Origin of the sequence: Streptomyces africanus (assembly GCF_002150735.1) — a bacterium.
Classification (GTDB): domain Bacteria; phylum Actinomycetota; class Actinomycetes; order Streptomycetales; family Streptomycetaceae; genus Streptomyces; species Streptomyces africanus.
Map to the genome: position 1 here is coordinate 1 of NZ_MUKA01000078.1, position 5,612 is coordinate 5,612.

Sequence of the window (5,612 nt, forward strand, 5' to 3'; positions counted from 1 at the left end):
AGATGTGTATACGAAACAGCATGGAGCATGCCCACCCCCCTCCCCCCGGCCTAGCCTGCGAGAAAAGAAGCGAAGTGGCTGTACCCATTCGTCCGCACCACCCCAGGAGCCCCGCATGACCGCACTTCCGCAGGAGCGTCGCGTCGTCACCGCCATTCCCGGACCGAAGTCGCAGGAGTTGCAGGCCCGCCGTACCGCCGCGGTCGCGCAGGGTGTGGGGTCCGTGCTGCCCGTGTTCACGGCGCGGGCCGGGGGCGGGATCATCGAGGACGTCGACGGCAACCGGCTGATCGACTTCGGGTCGGGCATCGCCGTGACCTCCGTCGGCGCCTCCGCCGAGGCCGTCGTACGCCGGGCGTCCGCGCAGCTCGCCGACTTCACCCACACCTGTTTCATGGTCACGCCGTACGAGGGGTACGTCGAGGTCGCCGAGGCGCTCGCCGAGCTGACCCCGGGTGACCACGCCAAGAAGAGCGCGCTGTTCAACTCCGGCGCCGAGGCCGTCGAGAACGCCGTGAAGATCGCGCGGTCGTACACGAAGCGGCAGGCCGTCGTGGTGTTCGACCACGGCTACCACGGGCGGACCAACCTGACCATGGCGCTGACGTCCAAGAACATGCCGTACAAGCACGGCTTCGGGCCGTTCGCGCCCGAGGTGTACCGCGTGCCCGTGGCGTACGGCTACCGCTGGCCGACCGGCCCCGAGAACGCCGGTCCCGAGGCCGCCGCGCAGGCCATCGACCAGATCAGCAAGCAGGTCGGCGCGGAGAACGTCGCCGCGATCATCATCGAGCCGGTGCTCGGCGAGGGCGGTTTCATCGAGCCGGCCCAGGGCTTCCTGCCGGCGATCCGCCAGTTCGCCTCCGACCACGGCATCGTTTTCGTCGCCGACGAGATCCAGTCCGGCTTCTGCCGTACGGGGCAGTGGTTCGCGTGCGAGGACGAGGGGGTCGTCCCGGATCTGATCACCACGGCCAAGGGCATCGCCGGCGGCCTGCCGCTCGCCGCCGTGACCGGGCGGGCCGAGATCATGGACGCCGCGCACGCCGGCGGTCTGGGCGGCACCTACGGCGGCAACCCGGTCGCCTGCGCGGGCGCCCTGGGCGCGATCGAGACGATGAAGGAGCTCGACCTCAACGCCCGGGCGAAGCACATCGAGTCCGTGATGAAGTCGCGCCTTTCCGCCATGCAGGACAAGTTCGAGGTCATCGGCGACGTCCGTGGCCGGGGCGCGATGATCGCCATCGAGCTGGTCAAGGACCGTACGACGAAGGAGCCCCACCCCGAGGCGACCGCCGCGCTCGCCAAGTCCTGCCACGCCGAGGGCCTGCTGGTCCTGACCTGTGGCACCTACGGCAACGTCCTCCGCTTCCTGCCCCCGCTGGTGATCGGCGAGGACCTGCTGAACGAGGGCCTCGACATCATCGAGCAGGCCTTCTCCCGCATCTGACGTCGGCAGCGCACGCAGAGCGTGTGAAGAAGGTGTGCGAGGTGGATGACAGCCGGCCCTACGGCCTGTCCTGCGCCGAGCCCCTGTCGTAGGTTCTACCCAGATGAGAGATACACCCCGCCCACAGGGGACTGTGGGTGACATCAGGCCGAGGCCTCCCCAGCTTCGACCTGGTCGTGCCCTCGCGCACACAACCGGAGCCTGAGGCTCTGGATCTCCTCACCGATCGGACGGTCGCCCGCCCCAAACCCCCCGGGGCGCGCGACGTTCCGGTCCCGACGGCCGCCCCGGAACTCCCCCCCCTGTTCCGGGGCGGCCGACCTCCGTTTCCGGGCGTCTCACAGATCTCCGAGCCCGGCGGGCAGTGCCGGCTCCGCCCGGTGTATCCCGCGCGGGCGGTATCCCAGGACGTCCGCGAGCCCGACGAGATCCGCGAGCAGCCAGACGATGGCGAGCCACATCTCCGTGCCCTGGAGGCCGGGTTCACGGCCCGGGCCGGTGCCGTCGGGCGTGGGGCCGAAGGGGAAGCCCCGGCCCGGGTGCCAGCGGCGCAGGGCCGCGGTGAGCTGGGCCGACGCCCAGGAACGGGCCTCCTCGGCGCGGTGGATGGTCTGCCGGGCGCAGAGCCACAACGGGTGGATCACGTCCAGGACGTTGCAGGCGTTCTCCCGGCCGGGTGAGAAGTGGCGGGGGTCGCGCGCGTGATCGAGAACCGTGTCGATCACCCGCTCCGCGTACGGCACGGGCAGGCCGAACTGGGCGAAGGAGCCGCGGGTGAGCCGGTAGTAGCCGTTGACCATCTGGAGGCGCCCCGACTCGGGGGTGGGCGCACCCCACATGCCCGTCCAGGGGTCGGCGTGGGTGTGCAGCCAGCCGAACAGCGCCTCCAGCGCCCCGGGCGCGGCGGCCTCCGCACCGAGGCGCCGGTTCCAGTGCGCGGCGGTGGCCCAGGAGTCGACCCACGCCCCGGCGTGCCAGGCACGGTCGTGCCAGGGCAGCTCGGCCAGGTGCCCGACCAGTCGGTCCGCCGTGGTGGTGCGCACCGAGTGGACCGGGTGGGCGAAGCAACTGCCGAGCAGGTCCAGCGCGTAGCCCACGCACAGCACGTGATACGCCGAGGCCCCGTCCTTCGGCAGCCCGGCCGGGCCGGGGACCGGCGGTGCCGCGCCGAACTCGGGGACCAGCCCGCTGGCGGGGTCCTGGAGCGCACGCAGCCGGGCCGCGTGCTCGGCGGCGGGCAGGTGGGGCGGTGCTTCTCCGAGCAGCAGCGCGGCGATCTCGACGGCGTCGCAGTGCGCCCGCACGGTCGGCGCGGCACCGGGCCGGTCGACGTACCGGCCGGCGTCGGGCTGCCAGCAGCGGTCGAGCAGGTCGGCGGCCTGCGCGCGGGCGTCGGTGACGAACGCGGACAGGTCAGACGCCACACCACCCGGCGCCCCCACGCGCCGACCCGCCGCACGCGGCTCCCGGCGGTCGCGGATCCGGCGGGCCGGATTGCCGGCCGCCACCGTCCACGCGGGCAGGTCCTTCGTGACGACCGCGCCGGCGCCGATGACGCAGTGGTCGCCGATGGTGACGCCGTCCACGACGACCACGTGGGAGCCGATCCACACATCGTCGCCGACCGTGATCCCGGCGCTGGTGACGGGCTGCTGATGGACCGGCAGGTCGGGCGAGGACCCGTGGTTGAAGCCGAGCAGCGAGCTGTGGGCACCGATGCGCACCCCGTTCCCGAGGGTGACGGTGCCGCGCACCACGGTGAAGGGGTTGATCGTGCAGTCGGCGCCGGTGCGTATCTCGCCGGTGACGTAGGCGTGGGCCGCGATGTACGAGCGGTCGCCCAGGGACAGATGCTCCGGGTACACGGCGGCCGTCTCCGCGACGAAGCAGCCCTCACCGAGCCGGACGGACGGCGCGCCCGGTCCCGCCCCCGCTCCCCCGAGCAGCCGCTTCTGCCGCTGCTCCTGTGCCGCCCGCTGCCCCGCCGTCGCCTGCTCGGCGTAGAGCCATGGGCAATGGTCGAAGAGGCCGTCGTCGCCGCTCTCCGGCTGGTTCACGTGATCCTCCACTGCGGTCGCGCGGGTGGACAGTGGACATCCGTGCCCGTGCCAAGCTGGTTCCCATGCCGATCTCCGGGGACCAGGATCTCGACAAACCCGCCACCGCGCAGCCCCCGCGCTTCCCGATTCTCCTGCTCGGCACCCCGGCGCTCCTCTTCGCCCTGATCACGTGGCAGGTCGTCGCGGACGGTCCGCTCGTCCGTCTCGACGAGCGCGTCAGCCGCGGCCTCCTCCACCCGGACGGTCTCGCCGAGTTCCTCTCCGACCTCGGCAACGTCCAGGTCGCGCTCCCGGTCCTCGCCGTCGCCCTCGGGTACGTCGCTCTGCGGACCCGCGGTACGGACCGCTGGTGGCTGCCCGTCACCGCAGCGGTCCTCCTCATGGCGCTGGTTCCGGCACTGATCGTCCCGCTCAAGGAACTCACGGACCGCCCGGGCACCCCGGCCGTCCCGCCCGGCACCGGCTACTACCCCTCGGGCCACACCGCCACGGCCGCCATCGCCTACGGCAGCGCGACCCTGCTCCTGCTTCCCCGGCTCCGCACGTCCCTCGCCCGCCGCACCCTCGTCACCGCCTGCCTCGCCCTCGTACTCGGCGTGAGCTACGGCCTGGTCCGCCATGGCTACCACTGGCCCCTGGATGTGATGGCCAGCTGGTGCCTGTGCGCGGTGCTGCTGTCGTCACTGTGGCTGTTCCTCAGGCGCGCTGGCCCGGCTCGTCGAGGACGCGGCTGAGCATGTCGAGCGTGGCGTAGCCGAGTTCGCCGGGCAGGGCCGGCACGTCTGGGTCAGCTGTCGAACCCCAGCCCCAGCCGGTCCATCGTGCGCAGCCACAGGTTGCGGCGGCCGCCCTGGGCGTCCGCGCGGGCCAGGGACCACTTGGTGAGGGCGATGCCCGTCCAGGCGAAGGGTTCCGGCGGGAACGGCAGCGGCTTCTTGCGGACCATCTCCAGTTCGGTGCGCTCCGTGCGCTCCCCCGCCAGCAGATCCAGCATCACCTCGGCGCCGAAGCGCGTCGCACCGACGCCCAGGCCCGTGTAGCCCGCCGCGTACGCGACCTTCCGCTGGTGCGCGGTGCCGAAGAACGCCGAGAAGCGGGAGCAGGTGTCGATCGCGCCGCCCCAGGCGTGGGTGAAGCGGACGCCTTCCAGTTGCGGGAAGCAGGCGAAGAAGTGCCCGGCGAGCTTGGCGTAGGTCTCGGGGCGGTGGTCGTACTCGGCGCGGACGCGGCCCCCGTAGGGATAGACCGCGTCGTAGCCGCCCCAGAGGATCCGGTTGTCGGCGGACAGGCGGAAGTAGTGGAACTGGTTGGCGCTGTCCCCGAGGCCCTGGCGGTTCTTCCAGCCGATCGAGGCCAGCCGGTCGGGGGTGAGCGGCTCGGTCATCAGGGCGTAGTCGTAGACCGGGACGGTGTACGAGCGGACCCGTCGGACCAGGTTCGGGAAGATGTTCGTGCCGAGGGCGACCTGGCGGGCGCGGACCCGGCCGTAGGGGGTGCGTACGGCCATGCCGGCGCCGTACGGCTTCAGGGTGAGGGCGGGGGTGTGCTCGTAGACGCGGACGCCCAGCTCGACACAGGCCCGTTTCAGGCCCCAGGCGAGCTTCGCGGGGTGCAGCATGGCCACGCCCCTGCGGTCCCACAGGCCCGCCTGGAAGGTCGGTGAGTTCACCTGTTCCCGGACCGCCTCGGCGTCCAGGAACTCGATGTCCTCGGCGAGGCCCCGGCGGGCCGTCTCCTCGTGCCAGTCGCGCAGTTCCGCCGCCTGGTAGGGCTCGGTGGCGACGTCGATCTCGCCGGTGCGTTCGAAGTCGCAGTCGAGCGAGTACCGGGCGACCGCCGCCTCGATCGCGTCGAGGTTGCGGGCGCCCAGTTCCTGGAGCTTGTGGATCTCGCCGGGCCAGCGGGCGAGGCCGTTGGGCAGGCCGTGGGTGAGGGAGGCGGCGCAGAATCCGCCGTTGCGGCCGGAGGCGGCCCAGCCCGCCTCGCGGCCCTCCACCAGCACCACGTCCCGCTGCGGATCGCGTTCCTTGGCGAGCAGCGCCGTCCACAGTCCGCTGTAGCCGCCGCCGACGACCAAAAGATCGCAGGTCTCGGAGGTGGTG

The 5,612-nt window shown here is 72.2% G+C and carries 4 protein-coding genes and 1 pseudogene; 3 read left to right on the forward strand and 2 right to left on the reverse strand.

The genetic code is table 11. The features are described 5' to 3' along the window. Positions 1–115 precede the first annotated feature (115 nt). Together gabT and CCL05_RS46105 are read left to right on the forward strand one after the other, a co-directional pair. Complete coding sequence (gene gabT, locus CCL05_RS12595; protein ID WP_086560598.1) at positions 116–1,450, forward strand: 4-aminobutyrate--2-oxoglutarate transaminase; 1,335 nt, start codon at positions 116–118, stop codon at positions 1,448–1,450. Positions 1,451–1,553: 103 nt separating this feature from the next. After that, positions 1,554–1,784: pseudogene (locus CCL05_RS46105) on the forward strand (phosphatase PAP2 family protein); the annotation flags it as partial. Positions 1,785–1,788: 4 nt separating this feature from the next. Here CCL05_RS46105 and CCL05_RS12605 read toward each other — a convergent pair. After that, positions 1,789–3,507, reverse strand: coding sequence for an acyltransferase (locus CCL05_RS12605; protein WP_086560599.1), 1,719 nt, complete (start codon positions 3,505–3,507; stop codon positions 1,789–1,791). 65 nt (positions 3,508–3,572) lie between these two features. On the opposite strand from CCL05_RS12605, the gene CCL05_RS12610 reads away from it, so the two are divergent. Further along, positions 3,573–4,244 (forward strand): phosphatase PAP2 family protein, encoded by a 672-nt coding sequence (locus tag CCL05_RS12610; RefSeq protein WP_086560600.1) that lies wholly within the window; start codon positions 3,573–3,575, stop codon positions 4,242–4,244. Between the two features lie 53 nt (positions 4,245–4,297). On the opposite strand, the gene CCL05_RS12615 is transcribed toward CCL05_RS12610, so the two are convergent. Then, positions 4,298–5,612, reverse strand: a 1,315-nt coding sequence (locus tag CCL05_RS12615; RefSeq protein ID WP_086560601.1) for an NAD(P)/FAD-dependent oxidoreductase, incomplete at its 5' end; no start/stop codon positions are given.

Excerpts from the sequence above, each read along its gene's own strand:
- CCL05_RS12610 (WP_086560600.1), top strand. The coding sequence starts at position 3,573 with ATGCCGATCTCCGGGGACCAGGATCTCGACAAACCCGCCACCGCGCAG.
- gabT (WP_086560598.1), top strand. The coding sequence starts at position 116 with ATGACCGCACTTCCGCAGGAGCGTCGCGTCGTCACCGCCATTCCCGGA.